The sequence below is a fragment of the Ditibartonella choladocola genome, from assembly GCF_002007565.1.
In the GTDB taxonomy this organism is placed as follows: Bacteria; Pseudomonadota; Alphaproteobacteria; order Rhizobiales; family Rhizobiaceae; genus Bartonella; species Bartonella choladocola.
In genome coordinates, this window is the sequence record NZ_CP015625.1 from 1296005 (window position 1) to 1313578 (window position 17574).

At 44.1% G+C, this 17574-nt stretch carries 17 protein-coding genes and 2 tRNA genes; 12 read left to right on the top strand and 7 right to left on the bottom strand.

Annotation, left to right across the window (positions count from 1 at the left end; translation table 11 throughout):
* The first annotated feature begins 142 nt into the window (after positions 1 to 142).
* The gene (locus BBC0122_RS05795; RefSeq protein ID WP_077992112.1) at positions 143 to 1102 is read left to right on the top strand and encodes a glycosyltransferase family 2 protein; all 960 of its coding nucleotides are present in this window, start codon (positions 143 to 145) and stop codon (positions 1100 to 1102) included.
* Complete coding sequence (locus tag BBC0122_RS05800) at positions 1099 to 1989, top strand: ChbG/HpnK family deacetylase (protein ID WP_077992114.1); 891 nt, start codon at positions 1099 to 1101, stop codon at positions 1987 to 1989. Before BBC0122_RS05795 ends, BBC0122_RS05800 begins: the two co-directional genes overlap by 4 nt.
* Before the next feature lie 20 nt (positions 1990 to 2009).
* Here BBC0122_RS05800 and BBC0122_RS05805 read toward each other — a convergent pair whose 3' ends face one another.
* From BBC0122_RS05805 to BBC0122_RS05835, 7 genes are all read right to left on the bottom strand, one after another.
* Positions 2010 to 2450: a GtrA family protein gene (locus tag BBC0122_RS05805; RefSeq protein WP_077992115.1), complete on the bottom strand. Its 441-nt coding sequence runs from the start codon at positions 2448 to 2450 to the stop codon at positions 2010 to 2012.
* Positions 2447 to 3997 (bottom strand): glucosyltransferase domain-containing protein, encoded by a 1551-nt coding sequence (locus BBC0122_RS05810; RefSeq protein ID WP_077992117.1) that lies wholly within the window; start codon positions 3995 to 3997, stop codon positions 2447 to 2449. Before BBC0122_RS05810 ends, BBC0122_RS05805 begins: the two co-directional genes overlap by 4 nt.
* Positions 3998 to 4007: 10 nt before the next feature.
* Positions 4008 to 4736, bottom strand: coding sequence for a lipoyl(octanoyl) transferase LipB (lipB, locus tag BBC0122_RS05815; RefSeq protein ID WP_077992119.1), 729 nt, complete (start codon positions 4734 to 4736; stop codon positions 4008 to 4010).
* A gap of 508 nt (positions 4737 to 5244) precedes the next feature.
* Positions 5245 to 5892, bottom strand: coding sequence for a TPM domain-containing protein (locus BBC0122_RS05820; RefSeq protein ID WP_077992120.1), 648 nt, complete (start codon positions 5890 to 5892; stop codon positions 5245 to 5247).
* Positions 5892 to 6680, bottom strand: a complete 789-nt coding sequence (locus BBC0122_RS05825) for a TPM domain-containing protein (protein ID WP_225868181.1) — start codon at positions 6678 to 6680, stop codon at positions 5892 to 5894. The genes BBC0122_RS05820 and BBC0122_RS05825 overlap by 1 nt, the downstream gene beginning before the upstream one ends.
* Before the next feature lie 68 nt (positions 6681 to 6748).
* Positions 6749 to 7378: a LemA family protein gene (locus BBC0122_RS05830; protein ID WP_077992123.1), complete on the bottom strand. Its 630-nt coding sequence runs from the start codon at positions 7376 to 7378 to the stop codon at positions 6749 to 6751.
* A gap of 546 nt (positions 7379 to 7924) precedes the next feature.
* Positions 7925 to 8000 (bottom strand) — tRNA-Val (locus tag BBC0122_RS05835).
* A gap of 238 nt (positions 8001 to 8238) precedes the next feature.
* Between BBC0122_RS05835 and BBC0122_RS05840 the strand changes: the two genes are divergently transcribed.
* From BBC0122_RS05840 to nuoI, 10 genes are all read left to right on the top strand, one after another.
* A tRNA-Asp gene (locus BBC0122_RS05840) sits at positions 8239 to 8315 on the top strand.
* Between the two features lie 577 nt (positions 8316 to 8892).
* Positions 8893 to 9258, top strand: a complete 366-nt coding sequence (locus BBC0122_RS05845; RefSeq protein WP_077992125.1) for an NADH-quinone oxidoreductase subunit A — start codon at positions 8893 to 8895, stop codon at positions 9256 to 9258.
* Complete coding sequence (locus BBC0122_RS05850; protein WP_077992127.1) at positions 9249 to 9830, top strand: NuoB/complex I 20 kDa subunit family protein; 582 nt, start codon at positions 9249 to 9251, stop codon at positions 9828 to 9830. Before BBC0122_RS05845 ends, BBC0122_RS05850 begins: the two co-directional genes overlap by 10 nt.
* 15 nt (positions 9831 to 9845) lie before the next feature.
* Entirely contained in the window at positions 9846 to 10457 is a 612-nt protein-coding gene (locus BBC0122_RS05855; protein WP_077992129.1) for an NADH-quinone oxidoreductase subunit C, read from the top strand.
* Positions 10458 to 10574: 117 nt separating this feature from the next.
* Positions 10575 to 11765, top strand: coding sequence for an NADH-quinone oxidoreductase subunit D (locus BBC0122_RS05860; protein WP_077992131.1), 1191 nt, complete (start codon positions 10575 to 10577; stop codon positions 11763 to 11765).
* Positions 11765 to 12424: an NADH-quinone oxidoreductase subunit NuoE gene (gene nuoE / locus BBC0122_RS05865; RefSeq protein ID WP_077992132.1), complete on the top strand. Its 660-nt coding sequence runs from the start codon at positions 11765 to 11767 to the stop codon at positions 12422 to 12424. The genes BBC0122_RS05860 and nuoE overlap by 1 nt, the downstream gene beginning before the upstream one ends.
* A gap of 104 nt (positions 12425 to 12528) precedes the next feature.
* Positions 12529 to 13836, top strand: coding sequence for an NADH-quinone oxidoreductase subunit NuoF (nuoF, locus tag BBC0122_RS05870; RefSeq protein ID WP_077992134.1), 1308 nt, complete (start codon positions 12529 to 12531; stop codon positions 13834 to 13836).
* 65 nt (positions 13837 to 13901) lie between these two features.
* Positions 13902 to 15971, top strand: a complete 2070-nt coding sequence (gene nuoG / locus BBC0122_RS05875) for an NADH-quinone oxidoreductase subunit NuoG (RefSeq protein ID WP_077992136.1) — start codon at positions 13902 to 13904, stop codon at positions 15969 to 15971.
* 24 nt (positions 15972 to 15995) lie between these two features.
* Positions 15996 to 17042, top strand: coding sequence for an NADH-quinone oxidoreductase subunit NuoH (gene nuoH / locus BBC0122_RS05880; protein WP_077992137.1), 1047 nt, complete (start codon positions 15996 to 15998; stop codon positions 17040 to 17042).
* 11 nt (positions 17043 to 17053) lie between these two features.
* Positions 17054 to 17545 (top strand): NADH-quinone oxidoreductase subunit NuoI, encoded by a 492-nt coding sequence (nuoI, locus tag BBC0122_RS05885; protein WP_077992139.1) that lies wholly within the window; start codon positions 17054 to 17056, stop codon positions 17543 to 17545.
* Positions 17546 to 17574 lie beyond the last annotated feature (29 nt).

Genomic DNA, 17574 nt, shown 5'->3' on the forward strand with positions numbered 1-17574 from the left:
ATACGAATCGAATTATTTTTCCACATATTTGCATAGATAGGATGAAAAAGCGAGAATGTTCTTGTTCTGTTCGCAAGGCTTTCTTTTAAAATAAATTCATGTAAAAGACTTATAGCAAGAGTTTTATTTGCGGAATGCAAAGATGACAACAGTTTCAATCATTAGCCCGGTATACAATGAAGGAAATGGCATTTCCAATTTTGTTGAAGAAGTGGTACGTGTATTCTCCCGATTACACTATGAGTTGACAATTATACTGGTAGATGACGGGTCAACGGATAATAGCTGGTCGAACGTTAGAAGTATTGTTCCTGAAAAATTCAAGCTGATTGGAATTAAACTTGCAAAAAATTTTGGCAAGGAGGCGGCAATTGCGGCCGGTCTTTCTTTAGCTGATAGCGATGTTGTCATAACGATTGATTGTGATTTGCAGCATCCACCCGAATTGATGTCCACAATGCTCGGATTATGGGAAAAGGGTGCAGAAATTGTTTTAGCTGTAAAAGAAGAGCGGCAACAGGAATCGACCTTAAATCGTCTGGCAGCAAAAGGATTTTATAAAGTTTTTCATTGGGTAACCGAAAATGACATCGGTGGCACAAGTGATTTTATTTTGCTTGATCGGAAAGTAGCCGACGCGCTCAAATCACTGCCGGAAAAGCTTTTCTTTTACCGCGGTGTTGTTCAGTGGCTTGGTTTCAAACAGCAAAGTGTTTCATTTATTCCCAACAATCGGGAAAACGGAAAAAGCGGTTGGTCGTTTTGGAAAAAACTTCGTCTCGCGATTGATTCATTAACTGGCTTTTCTGCAAAACCGCTTATTTTTATCTGGTTTTTGACATTTCTGTTTCTGGTGTTCTCGCTATTGGTCGGTGGAGATGCGATCATTTCTAAAATTATGGGCAGGTCAATAGGCGGTTTTTCGACGCTCATTCTGGTTATTCTGATTACAGGCGCTGCGATCCTTTCTTGTTTCTGCATTCTGTCGGCTTACATTCGCCAGATATTTTATGAAGTCAAAAGTCGTCCGCGTTTTCTCGTCAGTCAACACATTGAACTGGAGGAGGGGAGCGAGCCAATAAACAGGACAGCTCGTAAATGACCCTTTTCTGCTTGTTCAATGCCGATGATTTTGCTCTTGATCTGGCGTGTTCAAATGCTGTGATTAAAGGCGTGGAAAGAGGCCGCTTACAGGCGACAAGCGTTCTGGCCGGTGGAGAAGATCAGGCAAGTTTTGAACAATTGGATAAAACCGGATGCAAATTCATAAACGTGCATCTTAACCTTCTTGAAGGTAAAGCACTCACCGAGGGTGGGAGCGAATTCGGATTGACAGGAAATGATGACTTTTTTCATTTGTCCCTTGGGGAATTGATAACAAAATTATATCTTTCCCCCCAAAAAAAACGCTTACGAGAGTGGATTTTTAAAGAATTTTGCCAACAAATAGAATTTGTTTATGACCATTTTCCCGAAAGACAAATGAGGCTTGACGGCCATCTTCATATTCACATACTGCCACCGTTGAGAACAGTCATTGAAAAGCTTCTCATCAAATATCCAATTCGTTATATCCGCACTCCATCCGAACGCGGATATAGCAGGCAAGCTCCCTTTATTAGCAATATCAAGGGCTGTTTGCGCCGGCAATTGTTGGGCTTTTGGGCCAAAGATATAGGAAAATTGGCCAGGCGCTATCAAGTGTCGACTTCCGACTTTTTTCTGGGCACCGCTGCGAGCTGCAATCTCACTCTCGACGATATTGATAGAGGATTGTCGGTTATATCGCGGGCAGCAGGCAAATGTGACGCACAAATAGAGATAATGGTGCACCCGATTGGAAATGATATTTCGGATAGCCATTTTTATAAAGATAGCCGCTATGGCTTCGCTCACGCAACGCCGGAACGACGCAATGAACTGACACTGTTATTATCCGACGATCTTATAAATATTATGAAAAAATATAATGCTGTTTTTGTAAAATAGAATAATCGGAATATTGTGTTTTATGCTTTTTTGAAAAACACAAAATGGTTCAAAAAATAATTGGCAAACAATCCGGCGAGCGATCCGGCGGCTATAGCGAGAAATAAAGTTATTGGCGTCACTGTGGTGACGCTTTTTAAAACAGCCATACTCGCACAATAATTGAGCACACCGCCAATAGCTGCCAGTCCCATATAGCTTCCCCAGCCTTTCAAGTTCTTGAAACGTGCTTCTCTACCGCGAAAAGATATTCGGCTGTTAAAAATCCACGTAAAAGTGGCTGCTACAATAAATGCGATTGCTCGTGCAGCCCAAAGATTGAGGCCGATTGTTTGCAATAACCAAAGTGTAAAAAAGTCAATCCAGAAAGCTATGGCACCGGAACACAAAAACAGCACCAATGATCTATGTTTGGTGTAAAAATGAGCACCGGCTTTGAAAAAATCCGAATGCGAAATCATTTTTTTCCAAGCTCGACAGTTTTGTTATAATCGCTCAGGCACATGCTTTTGCGGCCAAGTGAAATAAATAGAAAATCACCTAAATCGAATATCCGGTAATTCATCGTTTTTATGTCGGGAACTTTGTTTGTGCTACATAATTGCCTAACAAGTTCATGCGCTTTCGGGGTATTCGCGAGATTGGTGATATTCGTATAGCCGAACTCTTTCAATTGTGATGAAAAGAGCCAATCGCTTCCATGAGGTATCATGATCGCCATGAGACGCATTCGTTGCACGGTGTCTTTTAAATAAATCGATGTGCCCAAACCACCTAGAATGTAAGCGGGCTTTTCGGGGGGGTACTTTTCTAAAGAGGTAGCGAGGCGATGCAAATAATATCGGTTGAGTTCATTTTGAATTCGGACCGCGCTATTAAGAATATAACTGAATACAAGTGGAAATAGCAGGAAAAAAACGATTAACCCCCAAGTGATTTTTGTGCTCGCAAACGTCAAAGGCCCGATTGTTTGCCTGGAATTTTGAAAACGCGTAACAAACTGGATAATGAGAAAAATAATACAAACCGAAAAGAAGATAGACTGCGGCATGAGTCTTGGCGGAACGCCGTTGTCTCCTACGATTCCATATATTACACCCAAAGAAATAGGCAGCATGAATAAAAATGCTATTGAACAAATGGTTGCTCTCAAAACAGGTTTTTCAAACTGCGTATCGCGATAAAAATGAAGTTGAATTTGTGTGAAAGCAACGCAAATTGCCATTCCATATAAAACTTTTCCGGTTGTTGATAAAAAACCGAAATAGCGTGAAAACGCGTTTTCTGTTGTAACTGCAATATGGTGCCAAGGTCCTTTGGGACTCTGGAAAATAAATTGGCTTTTTGCCGTTGCATATTCCAGAATGAATAATTTCGCAAAAAAATAAAAGATTATTGTTATAATTGCAGCAAAAATAATTGCTTTAAAAACATATTTTATTGCAGCACCGATTTTATCACCATTATAAATTTTAAATAATGTTTCAATTAATATAAGAACAATAAACATATTTATATAGGACTGATAAAATCCCATACAGATAAAACAAAAAATAGCCGATTTGAGTTTTGAACCTGGATAGTAGGCCCAACCTAATAAACTACAAGTCAGCCCCATCGCCATTAACACACAATCGTAACGGTAGAGATAAGCAGAAAGCAAAAACGGATTGAAAAGATAGGCTACAAGTAGAACTGCTGTAATCGAGTTGAACGGAATTGATCGGATATTCAAGCTAACGCAAGCCGAAACGACGGTTAAAAACAAGGCTACCAGAAGAAAAAAAGGCGCAGAATCCGGCAACCATTGCCAATCACCCGAAAGGAAGAGGGTGAGAACGTCGGCAAAAGGCCTTCCATATTCACTCCAACCCGGAGTTTGGGTATAAAGACGTATATAATCGTCACGATAATAATAATTATTTAAAATCAACGGGAAATAGAATAGAAACGTGGCGATTGATGCCGTGATACAGAAATTCTTCTGGTCGGTGTTTTTGAAGATCATTATCTTGAACCTAAATTCCAACAGATACGGTAGGGCCAAATATTCTTTCAAATGTTTGTCTTAGTACAACGTCAACATCGGCCATAGTAACCGGTAAACCGAGGTCAACAAAACTGGTGACGCCATGATCCGATATTCCGCAGGGAACGATTCCGCTATAATGTGACAAATCCGGTTCAACGTTTAACGCGATGCCATGAAAACTGACCCATTTACGTAAACGGATTCCGATTGCTGCAATTTTATCTTCTGCCGGCTCATTTTTAATTGTGGAAGGTCGATCGGGGCGAACGACCCAAACTCCCACGCGATCTTCGCGGCGTTCACCCTTGATATTGAACGCTGCCAAAGTTTGAATGATCCATTCTTCCAATGCTCCTATGAAAGCGCGAACATCTTCTTTGCGCCGCTTCAGGTCAAGCATAATGTAAATCACTCTTTGTCCGGGACCATGGTAGGTAAATTCGCCGCCACGACCAGTCTGATAAACAGGAAACCGCCCGGGTGTTAACAGGTCGCTTTGTTTGGCGCTCGTTCCGGCGGTATATATGGGGGGATGTTCTAATAACCAAATCCGTTCATCAGCTTCTCCGGAAGCTATTTCGGCAATTCTTTTTTCCATTTGTTCAAGGGCGAACGGATAAGGAACCAGCTCTTCACTCACGACCCATTCAACCGGTCGGGATGGAACTTTAGGTAAAAAAGAATGATCGAGATTTTGTCGAATTGTATTATTCATCATATCCTGTGGGAAAGTTTGCAATTGAAGGCAATCTATTAGCCTCTGACTGTTAAATCAAGGAACTCAACAAGCCAAGATTATTTTAACGAAACGATATGTCGGAATCGAAGATCTGTCGAACCGGATTTACTATCGTTCGGAATTTTTTACAAAAATCTGTTTCAACTCGGAGCACTTCTTGAAACGGGTGTTTACTTTCAGGTTTACAACTTTATTTCACCGAGTGCCGATGCACCCTCGAAAGAACATCGGGAAAGATTTCAGCATGGATTTAAATATTTAAATTTTGAATAACAAAATCTGTAATATATAAATTTACTTAAATATTTCATCATTTAATATTAACGTAATATAATATTATTATTTATAATTAAGGAAAATAACGCGAATACAACGATAATATAAAATATTATTCTTCATTTCAGTCGTATTCATTTTTTTAATCGGATCAACCGAACGGTTTATGGTTCAAGATATAAAATCGTTACCACAAACAGAATAAGAGTCAGATTACAACAATACGATCAGGAAGTTCGTTATCTATATGGCTGTTTCTAGGGAAAAATTGAGTCAATATTTCACCGGATTTTTGTATGGATTCGATAAAAGCACCGTTAATGTCTCCATCACGCGCTTTTTTCACCATTCCGTTTATAATTCTTTTCCATGTTTCCGGTGGGACTTTTTCCGCAATTTTCACGTCAGCTATAATCTCTGCGTAATGTTCCGCTTGCGAAATAAAGAGAAGAATTCCGGTTCGCTTCGTCGTCCTGTTAATGTTTTGTGCGAGGAATTGACGTGTGGCGTTCGCGTGGCAAATACGGTTTTTGATTGCACCCGGTGTAATGAGCAGTCTCAATGCTGGGATGATGGACAGGTAAAACAATCCCAAAAGATGAACGGAAAGAACTACCGTAGCAAAATAGTGCAGGGGAATATCATGCCACCCCCAATGCAACATATATGCGCCAATGATTGAAACGAAAAATATAGTGACCGTCCAGATGAAAAACGAAATAAAGAAATAGCTATCGCTTTCTTTCGCAAAAACCGCATAAATTTCGCCGTCTGTTGTCGCTTCGGCAGAACGAATAGCTGCACTGATTTCGTCGTGTTGAATGACATCTAATGAAACCGGTTTATTTGTCTGCATTACCATCTCCCCGATGCGCCGCCACCGCCGGACGATCCTCCGCCACCGCCAAATCCTCCACCGAAACCGCCGCCAAAACCGCCGGAACCACCACCAAAGCCTCCACCGAAACCGCCGCCTCGACCTGATCCGAGGAACCACAACACAAATACAATGCCAAGCCAGCGATAGCGCCGCGGACCAACCTTGGTTCCGAAAATGGAGGCGAGTATCGGAAGTACGACAAAAATAAAAAAGATGGCAAAGGTTACAAAATTGGCGAGGAATTCCTGTTTTCTCTGTTCCTCGATCTTTTGCTGTTCAATTTGTTGATAGGCTTTTATACGCGACTCAAAATCCGCTTTATTGCCCGTTAAAACCTCTTCGATCGCCGTGACACCGTCTTTTATTCCTTTATCAAAATTTTCTTCGCGAAAATTCGGTAAAATTATAGCATTGATAATAGTCGCGGAGAGTGCGTCCGTCAGAACACCTTCTAATCCGTATCCGACCTCGATTCTCACCGCACGTTCATTCGGCGCCACGAGGAGCATTACACCATTGTTAATTTGTTTTTGGCCTAATGCCCAATGTCTGAACAAACTGTTTGCATAGGTTTCTATATCGTAGCCGGAGAGGCTCGGTAAAGTCACCACAACTATCTGATCGCCGGTTTTTTCTTCAAGAGAGGCAAGTTCTGTTGTGATTGATTGTTGAGTCTCGCCGGTAAGCAAGTTCGCATTATCGACAATCCGTCCTGTCAGGCGGGGAAAATTGTCCAAACCGCCAGCCAAAGCAACGGATAACATGCAAACCGTGCTCAGGGCCAATCCCACAAAGAAAAATATCCTTATAAAAATTGGCCAACGAATGTGAATCATTTACCGAACTCGACCTTCGGGGCTTGTTGTGCAGCTTCGTCTATCGAGAATGTCGGCATCGGTTTAGCATTACGATACCATATCCATGTCCATATCATTGTAGGCATCGTCCTGATTGCAGTATTATAAACGCGAATCGCTTCGATATAGTCGCGCCGTGCAACTGCAATGCGGTTTTCGGTTCCTTCTAGTTGCGATTGAAGTGCAAGAAAATTCTGATTTGCCTTTAAGTCGGGATAGTTTTCAGCAACGGCCATCAAGCGTGAAAGCGCACCTGTCAAATTGGATTGATTATTGATGAATTGTTGCATGGCTTCAGGGTTGTTGAGCATATCGGCGTTGATATTTGTTTGTGTTGCCTTTGCACGCGCTTCAACAACACCGGTCAAAACGGCCTGTTCATGTTGTGCATATCCTTTAACAGTTTCAACGAGATTCGGTATTAAATCGGAACGGCGTTGATACTGATTCAATACCTCGCTCCAGGCAGCGTGAGCTTTCTCTTCATTGGTCGGGATTGTATTGAAGCCGCATCCGGTCAATGCTGGCAACAAAAATGAAAGTAGCAGCAAAATAAGAGGAAATTTTAGCGAATGAAGTTGGTATTTCAAATGGACTGCTTGCATAAAATTATCTCCGGGTAATAAAGCCTTACAGTAGGAAATAGGAAAAATTCTTCCATTGAAAAGATCCTACTTGTGCTTTTAATTTGTTTTGGAAGATTTCCCCATCGAATCTATCATAATAAGCATCGTCGTTATCAATTATTTTCGCCAGAGACCGAGCCGGTAGCGATATTTACACGCACGACCTTTTGGTAAGCCGAAAATTTCGCCGTCGATGATATGAATATCTTGCTTCATACCGTTCAAAACATTTTTTCAAGAAGCCGCCGTCGCATATGACAATCCGCGCAAACAGCGCAGAAAACACATATCTGGCTGAAGTCTGGTGTCAGTTCAAAAGTGAATAAAAGAACATCTCGTAAAAATCTTCGTGCGCCACACATAAAAGCCACTGAACACCTTGGTTGGAGACTGTGGAATCACAAGGATATAGAAGGGATAAGGATATAGACAGGATGAAGCAGCTTATCTAATTCCCGCCTTTTTCAAACTTTTCCTCATTTGAAAAAATTAAAAACAGAATTACAAATTTCGGGAAAAATAAAGTGGTAGGCGATGAGAGACTCGAACTCCCGACATCCTCGGTGTAAACGAGGCGCTCTACCAGCTGAGCTAATCGCCCGCCGTTACCTTGAAGCGGTAACAACTGGAGCTCTCTTTAGGCAAAACTTTTCGCAAACGCAAGAGAAAGATTGCAAAGAAATCGTTTTTTTTATCTGAAATTTTTTTAAAGCCGGTTTTCCGGTCTTTTTTCAGGAAAAAACATTTTTTATGAAAAAACTCTACGCTTGTCGCTTGACAGATGCAAACGAACACCTTAAACGACCGCACACAGTCACAATGACTGAACTGAAAAGTGCGCGGGTGTAGCTCAGTTGGTTAGAGCGCCGGCCTGTCACGCCGGAGGTCGCGGGTTCGAGTCCCGTCACTCGCGCCATTTTTCATTTAGCTTATTCGCTAATGAAAATTGGCTTTAGTCTTATATCTTTCCTCAACGATTGTAGTTTCTTTATGTGAAGACGGATGTCTCCAAATGTAAAGACAGAATGTCACCTGTCCTTTGGCTGGCAGTATGTGATTCATCCGAATTCAATAAAGTTTTTGGATGATCGAAGAGATGATCTGTTCCTTTTTGAGCCAGAGGCGCGGCAAAGATTTTTGCTCGCCAAAACGTGACCAAGTGACTAAATCGGGAAATATTCGTTTTTCAAATAGTGACAGAATTTGACGAAAATGCACCAATGCATTGTTTTTGCAGGAATTTTTAAAAACAAAAATCTGTTTTACCTAAATAAGCTTACCTGTTTCCCGTTCCGATTTTGCACAGCTTGTGGTTTTATGCTAGTGTTAGCTATTGCGTAACGGCGTTTGGTGGGGTAACGCTTAGCATAGATTTGTCGCACGGCATGCCCTTTAAGCTGCACGGGCGGGATTAACTTAGGAATCGACAAAATCGCTTTAATAGTGGATGTTGGTTCTGTTAGTTCGGCACCTTTAAAAGGCAGAAGTGAACCATGGCTGATCTTATAAGTTCTTATTTGCCCGTATTGATATTTATCATTGTATCGGCATTAATAGCCGGCGTACTGCTGATAATGCCATATATCGTGGCTTATCGTTCTCCGGATCCGGAAAAATTATCTGCATATGAATGCGGTTTTAATTCGTTTGATGATGCACGTATGAAATTCGATATCAGATTTTATCTGGTTTCGATTCTGTTCATTATTTTCGATCTGGAAGTTGCGTTTCTTTTCCCCTGGGCAGTGTCATTTGATGCGGTGGGCTTGTTCGGCTTTCTTTCGATGATGGTATTTCTCGCTGTGCTGACTGTCGGTTTTATTTATGAATGGAGAAAAGGAGCACTTGAATGGGATTGATTCATGACAATTCGGCATTGGTTGCTCCAAAACCGAAGGGTATTATTGACCCGAATACCGGAAAACTGATTGGTTCGGACGACGAATTTTTCAAGAATATAAGCGGCGAACTTTCCGATAAAGGGTTTTTGGTGACATCGGTTGATGCGCTTGTAACTTGGGCGCGTACCGGTTCTCTTATGTGGATGAGTTTCGGTCTCGCATGTTGCGCAATCGAATTGATGCAATGTTCAATGCCTCATTATGATAACGAACGTTTCGGCTATGCGCCGCGTGCTTCACCGCGCCAATCGGATGTTATGATGGTGGCTGGTACTTTGACGAACAAAATGGCGCCTGCGCTAAGGAAAGTTTACGATCAGATGCCGGAACCGCGTTATGTGATCTCGATGGGATCCTGTGCAAATGGCGGCGGATATTATCACTATTCCTACTCCGTTGTTCGTGGATGCGATCGTATTGTACCGGTTGATATATATATTCCCGGATGTCCTCCGACGGCAGAAGCCCTGCTTTATGGTGTGCTTTTGTTACAGAAGAAGATACGTCGCACCGGCTCGATAGAACGGTGATGAGGAGAGCACTCAATGAGTACTGAAGCGCTAAAAGAATTACAATCATATCTCTCCGAACGCTTGGGGGATGTAATCGAGGATTCTGTTTTTGCTTATAATGAACTGACAATCATTTCCAAACTTGAAGCGATTGTTGATGTGCTGTCGTTTTTGAAAGATGATTCTCATTGTCAATTCGTCGGGATGATCGATATTTGTGGTGTGGATTATCCTGAACGTGAAAAGCGTTTCGATGTTGTCTATCATCTGCTCTCTCCACGCCATAATTTGCGTTTGCGTGTAAAGGTGCACACCGACGAAGATACGGCCGTTCCTTCGGCTTGCAGTGTCTATCCGGGAGCGGAATGGTACGAGCGTGAAGCCTACGATATGTATGGTATTTTGTTCTCCGGTCATCCGGATTTGCGCCGTATTTTGACGGATTACGGATTTGAAGGACATCCGTTGCGCAAAGATTTTCCGACATCAGGATTTGTTGAATGCAGATATGATAATGAAGTAAAACGGGTTATTTATGAACCGGTTGTTCTTCGTCAGGAAATGCGCAATTTCGACTTCATGTCACCATGGGAAGGTACGGAATATGTATTGCCCGGTGACGAGAAGGCAGGGGGTGCCAAATGAACGGGAAAATGACGTTTTTCAACATTGGCGATTGCAATTTTTGCGCGGGCTTGTTGAAAAAACCGGCTTTCGTCGAGTTCGATAGTTTTATGCCATTTCAAAACAGAGGAGTTGATCGTGGCTGAGGTCAATGTCCGTAATTTCAATATCAACTTTGGTCCGCAACATCCTGCTGCTCATGGTGTTTTGCGTATGGTGCTCGAACTTGATGGCGAGGTCGTCGAGCGTGTCGATCCGCATATCGGGCTACTGCATCGCGGCACTGAAAAGCTGATGGAAACCAAAACATATTTGCAAGCGACACCTTATCTTGATCGGCTTGATTATGTTGCACCTATGAATCAGGAACATGCATTTGTTCTTGCTGTCGAGCGCTTGCTGGGAATCGAGGTTCCAAAGCGTGGCCAACTTATCCGCGTTCTGTTTTCTGAAATCGGACGCATACTCAATCACCTCTTGAATGTTACAACGCAGGCGATGGATGTTGGCGCTCTCACTCCGCCATTATGGGGATTTGAGCAACGCGAAAAACTAATGATCTTTTATGAACGTGCCTGCGGTGCACGTCTTCATGCAAATTATTTTCGCCCTGGCGGCGTCCATCAGGATTTGCCGGAAGAATTGGTTGAAGATATTGGCAAGTTCATTGATCCGTTTCTGGTGGCACTTGATAAGCTCGATGCACTGGTCACGCCAAACCGAATTTTCAAACAGCGTAACGTTGATATCGGTGTTGTGAAAATTGAAGATGCTTGGGTACGCGGATTTTCGGGAGTTATGATTCGTGGTGCCGGTGTTCCTTGGGATTTGCGCAAAAGCCAGCCATATGAATGTTACGACGAGATGGATTTCGATATTCCTGTCGGTAAGAATGGTGACTGTTACGATCGTTATCTTATCCGTATGGAAGAAATGCGTCAGTCGGCACGTATTATGCGTCAATGTGTGGAACGTCTGTTAAGTACCGAAAAAGACGGTCCGGTTCTGGCTTTGGATCATAAGGTTACTCCGCCCAGAAGAGCTGCAATGAAAAGTTCTATGGAGTCGCTTATTCACCATTTCAAATTATATTCGGAAGGCTTCCATGTCCCCGCTGGCGAAGTTTATGCGGCTGTCGAGGCTCCTAAGGGTGAATTTGGTGTCTATCTGGTTTCGGAGGGTAAAAACAAACCCTACCGCGTAAAGTTGCGTGCACCCGGTTATGCGCATTTGCAAGCTATGGACTTTCTGGCGAGAGGGCACTTGCTTGCAGATGTTACCGCGATATTGGGTTCTATTGATATTGTTTTTGGAGAGGTCGATCGCTGATGTCTGTGCGCCGTCTTGCCAATGAAGCTATACAGCCTAGCTCATTTTCTTTTAATAAAGAGAATTTGAAGTGGGCAGAGAAGACTATTGCAAAATATCCGGAAGGCCGCCAAAGATCAGCAGTCATTCCATTGCTTATGCGTGCGCAAGAGCAGGAGGGGTGGGTCACCCGCGCGGCTATTGAATATGTCGCCGATATGCTTTCCATGGCCTATATTCGGGTTTTGGAAATAGCCACTTTCTATACCCAGTTTCAACTGAAACCTGTTGGTACAAAAGCGCATGTACAGGTCTGCGGAACCACTCCGTGTATGTTAAGGGGTGCCGGAGAGCTTATCAAAGTTTGTAAAAACAAGATCAATAATGCACCGTTCGAGACCAATAAAGACGGTACACTTTCATGGGAAGAGGTGGAGTGTCTTGGTGCTTGTGCAAATGCGCCCATGGTTATGATCTTCAAAGATACTTATGAAGATTTGACACCTGAAAGGTTGGAAGAAATCATTGATGCATTTGAAGCAGGGAAGGGGAGTTCTGTTCCCGTTGGTCCGCAAAACGGCAGGAAAACGTCTGAACCGATTACCGGTTTAACGTCGTTGACTGACGGTGATGGAAATTCAACCAGGAAAAAATCTTCTACGAAGAAAGTAGAGGAATGAAATAACGCATGATTTTGAACTGACTGATAAACGGTTGGGTAACAACAATTAAAACAGTTTGAATGAAGCCGAATAACGTGTTGGAAAAAAGGAAAAGGTGAGAAATGCTGGCTGATAGTGATCGCATCTTCACCAATATATACGGGTTAAAAGACAAGTCTCTGAAAGGCGCGATGTCGCGTGGCTGCTGGGACGGAACCAAGGCTATCCTCGAAAAGGGGCGTGACTGGATCATCAACGAGATGAAAGCGTCCGGACTGCGCGGAAGAGGTGGTGCCGGTTTTCCAACGGGCATGAAGTGGTCTTTTATGCCCAAGCAAAATGACGGGCGGCCACATTATCTGGTTGTTAATGCTGATGAATCAGAACCTGGAACGTGTAAAGATCGCGAGATATTGCGTCATGATCCGCACACTTTGATTGAAGGGTGTGTCATTGCGACATTCGCAATGGGAGCTCACACCGCTTTTATTTATGTTCGGGGCGAATATATTCGTGAACGTGAAGCCCTGCAGGCGGCAATCGATGAATGTTATGATGCCGGCCTTCTCGGTAAGAAAACTGTACACGGCCACGCTTGCGATATTATCGTTCATCACGGTGCAGGCGCTTATATTTGTGGTGAGGAGACAGCGCTTCTCGAAAGTCTGGAAGGTAAAAAAGGTCAGCCGCGATTAAAACCGCCTTTCCCTGCCAATATGGGTGTTTACGGTTGTCCGACAACGGTTAACAATGTGGAATCAATTGCCGTTTCACCGACAATTTTGCGGCGTGGTGCTGCATGGTTTTCGTCATTCGGAAGACCGAACAATGTTGGCACCAAGCTGTTTATGTTCTCCGGTCATGTCAATACACCATGTGTTGTCGAGGAAAGCTTGGGGCTGACATTCCGCGAATTGATCGAAAAACATGCAGGCGGCGTTCGTGGCGGTTGGGATAATCTCCTTGCGGTTATTCCGGGTGGTGCTTCCTGTCCGGTTGTACCGGGTGAAAAAATGCCTGATGCGATTATGGATTTCGACGGCATGAAAGCAATTGGTTCGTCGTTCGGTACAGGCGGCGCAATCGTGATGGATAAATCGACCGATATTATCAAAGCAATTTGGAGAATTTCTGCGTTTTTCAAGCATGAGAGTTGCGGTCAATGCACTCCATGTCGGGAAGGCACAGGCTGGATGATGCGCCTTTTGGGACGTATGGTCGAAGGAAGAGCACAAAAGCGTGAAATTGACCTTTTGTTCGAGGTTTCAAAGCAGGTGGAAGGACATACAATTTGCGCATTGGGGGATGCAGCAGCTTGGCCTGTTCAAGCTTTGATAAGAAACTTCCGTCCTGAAATTGAAAAACGGATTGATGATTATACACGTAACGCTGTCCAGAGTAAGAACATTGCTTTGGAAGCAGCTGAATAAAGTCGGTAGTGTTTGAGGAAATAAAGTTTAAAGGTTAAGCGGGTTGTCCGCGGACTGGAATAACAATGGCGAAGATCAAAATTAACGGAAAAGAGATCGAAGTACCGGATCACTATACGCTTCTTCAGGCTGCCGAGGCAGCCGGAGCGGAAGTGCCGCGTTTCTGCTTTCACGAGAGGCTTTCGGTCGCGGGAAACTGTCGCATGTGTCTTGTCGAGGTTAAGGGTGGTCCGCCCAAGCCGACGGCTTCTTGCGCAATGGGTGTTCGTGATCTGCGTCCGGGGCCGAACGGTGAGCCTCCGGAGATGTTCACCAATACCCCTATGGTCAAAAAAGCTCGTGAAGGGGTGATGGAGTTTCTGCTCATCAATCACCCGCTTGATTGCCCGATTTGCGATCAGGGCGGCGAATGTGATTTGCAAGACCAGGCTATGGCTTATGGCCATGATTTTTCACGTTACACGGAAGATAAGCGCGCGGTCGAGAACAAATATATTGGACCGTTGGTAAAAACGGTAATGACACGTTGTATCCATTGCACAAGATGTGTGCGTTTTACAACGGAAGTTGCCGGAATATCGGAACTTGGGTTAATCGGTCGTGGTGAAGATGCGGAGATTACCACTTATCTTCAGCAGGCTATGACATCCGAATTGCAGGGAAATGTCATTGATCTCTGCCCTGTCGGTGCTTTAACCTCCCGTCCTTACGCGTTCCATGCTCGTCCGTGGGAATTGACCAAGACCGAAACCATCGACGTTATGGATGGTATGGGTTGTGCCATTAGAGTTGATACGCGTGGACGCGAAGTCATGCGTATTATGCCTCGTGTTAATGACGATATTAATGAAGAGTGGATTTCGGATAAAACCCGTTTCATTTGGGACGGGCTCCGCACCCAGAGGCTTGATCGGCCTTATGTTCGCAAAAACGGAAAACTGGTGGAAGCCGGTTGGTCTGAAGCCTTTGCGGCGATAAAATCGGCTGTCGAGCTTGCATCGTCCGATAAAATCGGTGCAGTTGCCGGCGATTTTGCAACTGTGGAAGAGATGTATGCACTGAAAATGTTGCTTCAGTCTCTTGGTTCTACAGCTGTCGATTGTCGGCAGGATGGAAGTGCTCCTTCAAACGAGACGGGACGCGCTTCATATATCTTCAATCCGACGATTGCGGGGATTGAAGCCGCTGATGCATTATTGATTATCGGCTCGAACCCGCGGTTTGAAGCTGCCGTGATGAATGCGAGAATCCGCAAGCGTGAACGGCAGAACAACTTCCCGATCGGTCTGATCGGCGAGCAAGTGGATTTGCGTTATCCTTATACCTATCTTGGTGCGGGGGCTGATACTCTTGCCCAGCTTATTGACGGCAAGAACGAGTTTTTCGAGGTTTTGAAAAAAGCTGAAAAACCGTTGATCCTTGTTGGGCAATCAGCATTGACCGGAGAGAATGGTGAAGCAACTTTGAAGGCGATAGCCAAGCTTTGTGATGAAGTCGGCGCGTTTTCGGAAAATTGGAACGGTTTTGCTGTTCTGCAGACGGCTGCTTCCCGTGTTGGTGGATTGGATATCGGTTTCTCCTCGCCACTTGGTGCGGAAAATATCGTAAAATCATCCGACGTATTGTTCCTTCTCGGTGCTGATGAAATCAACCTCGATCAGAAAAAAGGGTTTACGGTTTATATCGGAAGTCATGGTGATAACGGAGCGCAGAACGCAGATGTTGTTTTACCGGCTTCTGCGTATACCGAGAAATCCGGTATCTATGTCAATACAGAGGGGCGGGTGCAAATGACTGCCCGTGCAGCATTTGCTCCAGGTGAAGCGAAAGAGGATTGGGCAATTATAAGAGCTCTATCCGAAGTTCTCGGTCACAAATTGCCGTTTGATTCACTTGCTGAATTGCGAAAGAACCTGTTCGGTAATTTCCCTCATATGGCGAATGTGAACGCCATTAAGACCGGTGACAGTAAAGAGTTGATAAAACTCGGTTCACATCCGGTGAAACTTGGCAAACAAACATTTTCGTCTTTGATAAAAGACTTCTATTTGACGAACCCGATTGCCCGTGCGTCGGCTGTGATGGCTGAATGTTCAGCTCTTGCCAAAGCCCGACTGACAGAAGCGGCAGAATGAAGGTAGAGAGGAAAAATAAAGACAATGGCTGATTTCTTTATGACCTGGCTGCTTCCCCTGCTGATTATTGTCGGCAAAGCGGTACTGCTTTTGGTAGTTTTGTTGGTTATTATCGCTTACCTTCTTTATGCCGATAGAAAGATTTGGGCGGCAGTCCAGTTGCGCCGCGGGCCCAATGTGGTTGGGCCTTGGGGTTTGTTTCAATCTTTTGCGGATTTGATCAAATTTGTTGTCAAAGAGCCGATTATTCCTGCAGGTGCGAATAAGGGTGTGTTTTTGCTCGCTCCATTTATTTCCTCGACGTTGGCATTATCGGCATGGGCTGTCGTTCCGGTTAACGAAGGTTGGGCTGTAGCCAGTATCAATATCGGTCTTCTCTATATTCTCGCTATATCTTCTCTTGAAGTTTACGGCGTTATTATGGGAGGATGGGCTTCCAACTCGAAATATCCTTTTCTGGGTGCTTTGCGTTCCACCGCCCAAATGGTTTCCTATGAAGTTTCAATAGGCTTTGTTCTGGTAACTGTTATTCTGGTGAGCGGTTCACTTGATCTGACAACGATTGTTAATGGACAGAAAGCAGGACTTGGTACAAATATCGGGTTACCATTCAATACATTCCTTGACTGGAACTGGTTGGCACTATTTCCGATGTTTATCATCTTTTTCATTTCGGCTTTGGCCGAAACGAACCGGCCGCCATTCGATTTGGTTGAAGCAGAGTCGGAACTGGTTGCCGGACATATGATCGAATATTCTTCGACACCCTATATGCTGTTCTTCCTTGGAGAATATGTTGCAATCGTTTTGATGTGCGCTTTGACAACTATTCTTTTCTTAGGCGGGTGGCTGCCTCCACTTGATGTCTGGTGGCTCAATTGGGTTCCCGGAATTATCTGGTTTGTCTTGAAAGTTTGCTTTGTTTTCTTCTGGTTTGCCATGGTGAAAGCATTCGTTCCCCGTTACCGTTATGACCAATTGATGAGATTGGGGTGGAAAGTATTCCTGCCTATTTCACTTGCAATGGTCGTTATTACGGCAGCCTATTTGAAATTTGTAAGTTTTAGTTGAGGGTGAAGGATATGTCTGGTCTTTTTCGAGCTGCCAAGTCACTTCTTCTGATAGAATTCTGGAGTGCATTCTGGCTATCCATGCGCCAGTTTGTCGCTCCGAAACCGACGATCAACTATCCTTACGAGAAGGGGTATGTGTCACCACGTTTTCGCGGTGAACACGCCTTGCGGCGTTACCCCAATGGTGAGGAACGGTGTATTGCTTGCAAATTATGCGAGGCCATTTGTCCGGCACAAGCTATCACAATTGAAGCTGGTCCGAGGCGAAATGACGGAACCCGTCGCACAGTTCGTTACGACATCGATATGGTTAAATGTATCTATTGCGGTTTTTGTCAGGAAGCCTGCCCCGTGGAAGCCATTGTTGAAGGTCCCAACTTTGAGTTCGCCACTGAAACCAGGGAGGAGCTTTATTATGACAAGGAAAAACTGCTTTCAAACGGTGACCGGTGGGAGCGTGAAATAGCAAGAAATATTGCTATGGATGCGCCTTATCGGTGAAGTGGGAAATTCGCGTGGTCGCGTTTATT

Coding starts and splice junctions, on each gene's coding strand:
- BBC0122_RS05795 (WP_077992112.1), top strand. CDS start 143: ATGACAACAGTTTCAATCATTAGCCCGGTATACAATGAAGGAAATGGC.
- BBC0122_RS05800 (WP_077992114.1), top strand. CDS start 1,099: ATGACCCTTTTCTGCTTGTTCAATGCCGATGATTTTGCTCTTGATCTG.
- BBC0122_RS05805 (WP_077992115.1), bottom strand. CDS start 2,450: ATGATTTCGCATTCGGATTTTTTCAAAGCCGGTGCTCATTTTTACACC.
- BBC0122_RS05810 (WP_077992117.1), bottom strand. CDS start 3,997: ATGATCTTCAAAAACACCGACCAGAAGAATTTCTGTATCACGGCATCA.
- lipB (WP_077992119.1), bottom strand. CDS start 4,736: ATGAATAATACAATTCGACAAAATCTCGATCATTCTTTTTTACCTAAA.
- BBC0122_RS05820 (WP_077992120.1), bottom strand. CDS start 5,892: ATGCAGACAAATAAACCGGTTTCATTAGATGTCATTCAACACGACGAA.
- BBC0122_RS05825 (WP_225868181.1), bottom strand. CDS start 6,680: ATGTTATCCGTTGCTTTGGCTGGCGGTTTGGACAATTTTCCCCGCCTG.
- BBC0122_RS05830 (WP_077992123.1), bottom strand. CDS start 7,378: ATGCAAGCAGTCCATTTGAAATACCAACTTCATTCGCTAAAATTTCCT.
- BBC0122_RS05845 (WP_077992125.1), top strand. CDS start 8,893: ATGGCTGATCTTATAAGTTCTTATTTGCCCGTATTGATATTTATCATT.
- BBC0122_RS05850 (WP_077992127.1), top strand. CDS start 9,249: ATGGGATTGATTCATGACAATTCGGCATTGGTTGCTCCAAAACCGAAG.
- BBC0122_RS05855 (WP_077992129.1), top strand. CDS start 9,846: ATGAGTACTGAAGCGCTAAAAGAATTACAATCATATCTCTCCGAACGC.
- nuoE (WP_077992132.1), top strand. CDS start 11,765: ATGTCTGTGCGCCGTCTTGCCAATGAAGCTATACAGCCTAGCTCATTT.
- nuoF (WP_077992134.1), top strand. CDS start 12,529: ATGCTGGCTGATAGTGATCGCATCTTCACCAATATATACGGGTTAAAA.
- nuoG (WP_077992136.1), top strand. CDS start 13,902: ATGGCGAAGATCAAAATTAACGGAAAAGAGATCGAAGTACCGGATCAC.
- nuoH (WP_077992137.1), top strand. CDS start 15,996: ATGGCTGATTTCTTTATGACCTGGCTGCTTCCCCTGCTGATTATTGTC.
- nuoI (WP_077992139.1), top strand. CDS start 17,054: ATGTCTGGTCTTTTTCGAGCTGCCAAGTCACTTCTTCTGATAGAATTC.